The sequence below is a fragment of the Brevundimonas diminuta ATCC 11568 genome, assembly GCF_000204035.1.
GTDB classification, from domain to species: domain Bacteria; phylum Pseudomonadota; class Alphaproteobacteria; order Caulobacterales; family Caulobacteraceae; genus Brevundimonas; species Brevundimonas diminuta.
Window position 1 is genome coordinate 94,549 of sequence record NZ_GL883086.1, and the last position, 2,128, is coordinate 96,676.

Annotated in this window: 2 protein-coding genes and 1 tRNA gene; all 3 read right to left on the reverse strand. The window is 67.0% G+C overall.

The genetic code is table 11. The annotated features are described in order from the left end of the window. Positions 1 to 442, reverse strand: a 442-nt coding sequence (locus BDIM_RS04185) for a lysozyme (protein WP_155818671.1), incomplete at its 3' end; no start/stop codon positions are given. A gap of 39 nt (positions 443 to 481) precedes the next feature. Then, on the reverse strand, positions 482 to 1,900 hold the full coding sequence (gene mgtE, locus BDIM_RS04190; RefSeq protein ID WP_003164328.1) for a magnesium transporter: 1,419 nt from the start codon (positions 1,898 to 1,900) through the stop codon (positions 482 to 484). Between the two features lie 62 nt (positions 1,901 to 1,962). Further along, a tRNA-Leu gene (locus tag BDIM_RS04195) sits at positions 1,963 to 2,047 on the reverse strand. Positions 2,048 to 2,128: the final 81 nt, after the last annotated feature.

A 2,128-nucleotide genomic window follows, 5' to 3' on the forward strand; every position in this document is an offset into this window, starting at 1 on the left:
GCGAGGCGCGCTCGGGCCAGGCGGACAGGGCGACGGCGGCTTCGGACGGCGCATTCGCATCCAGCTTGGCCTGGACGTCCGATCCCTGAAACCGCTCCAGGCCGATGGAGAAGATGAAGCTGGCCAGGGCGTCGAACTGGTGCTGGTTCAGGGGCAGACGCACGCGCTCGTTCAGCAGGGCGACGATCGGCATCAGGTCGTATTGCAGCAGCAGTTCGGCCTCGGCCTCGCTGACCACGGCGCCGGGGCGGGCCGAGCGGGCGTGGCCGTAGCCGATGACGGGCGTCCCGTCGCGGCGCAGCACTGTGCGCGGGCGGAAGCCCTCGAAGCTCTTGATCAGCAGAAGGCCTTCTCGAGAGACCTTGCGGCGTTGCGGCGCGGCTGCGGACACGGATTGACCCAATTCGAAACGGGCGTTCTCGCCCTGGCCGGGGCGGAGCAAGCCTCGTTCCGAAACGGGCGGGGCCGTTTCAGGTCAGATTTACAGCAGGACGATGGTCGCCAGGCCGAGGAAGATCAGGAAGCCGAAGAAGTCGGTCGTCGCCGTCACGAACACGGCCGAGGACACGGCCGGGTCGAACTTCAGCTTCGACAGGGTCAGCGGGGTCAGCACGCCGACGCTGGCCGCGACCAGCAGGTTCAGGATCATGGCCGCGCCGATCACGGCGCCGATGCGCCAGTCCTGGAACCAGAAACCCGCCGCCAGACCGATCAGCGGCGCCAGGACGAAGCCGTTGGCCAGGCCGACGGCCATCTCGCGCCAGAAGGTTCTGAGGGCGTTGGAGGCGTTCAGCTCGCGCGTCGCCAGGGCGCGCACGGTGACGGTCAGCGCCTGCGTCCCTGCATTGCCGCCGATGGCCGAGACGATGGGCATCAGCACGGCCAGCGCCACGATCTGCTGGATGGTGCCTTCGAACAGGGCGATGACGCTGGCGCCCAGCATGGCGGTGAACAGGTTGATGCCCAGCCAGGGCACGCGGCCGCGCACGATCTCGAACACGCTGGACGAGCGGTCCTCGTCGGCGACGCCGGCCAGGCGCAGGATGTCCTCGCGGTTCTCTTCCTGAATGATGTTGACCACGTCATCGACGGTCAGCTGGCCGACCAGCCGCCCGCCCGTATCGACCACGGGGGCCGAGATCAGGTGGTACTTCTCGAAGATGTAGGCGACTTCTTCCTGGTCGACGTCCACCTCGATGGCGTTGACCGGCTCCATCAGTTCGATCAGGGGCGTGGCGCGGGGGCTGCGCAGCATGCGGCTGATGGCGACGCCGCCGACCGGCCGATTCATCGGATCGACCACATAGATATCGAAGAACAGCTCGGGCAGGTCGTCGCCCTGGGCGCGGACGTGGTCGATGGTGTCGCCGACGTTCCAGAACTGCGGCGCGGCCATGAACTCGCGCTGCATCAGACGGCCGGCCGAATCCTCCGCATAGCCCAGCGAGGATTCGATGGCGGCGCGCTCGACCTCGGGCATGGCGGCCAGCACGCGCTCGCGCTGGTCGTCCTCCAGATCCTCGACGACCGAGGCGGCGTCGTCCGAATCCAGCTCTTGCAGGGCTTCGGCCAGGGTGGCGGAGGGGACGCGCTCCAGCACCTTCTCGCGGATGCCGTCGTCCATCTCGGGCAGGGATTCCGCCAGCAGTTCGGGCGGCAGCCACTGGACCACGACCGAGCGGTGTTCGGCGGTCAGGAAGCCCATCAGGTCGGCGACGTCAGCGGGGTGCAGGTCTTCCAGCAGGCCGCGCAGACGCATGCCGTCGCCGTCGTCCGCGGCGTCCACGACCTTTTCGACGAAGGCCGCCGTCAGGGCGTAGTCTTCACCGAGGGCGGCGTGATCTTCGTCTTCGAGATGGGGGTCTTCGGGGCGCAGAGGGGCAAGGTCCGTGTGGGTCACGTATCTGCCTCCTCTGAGATGATTTCAGCCTATCTAGCCGAGATTCGCCCTGTCAGATCAGATGGTGCGGTCGAGAAGACTCGAACTTCCACGGGTTGCCCCACAGCGACCTCAACGCTGCGCGTCTACCAATTCCGCCACGACCGCTCGCATCGGAGGGCGGGCAATAGCGGAGAGCCGACGGAAAGAAAAGAGCGTTTTGCGGAAATAGCGGAGAGGGACGAAATT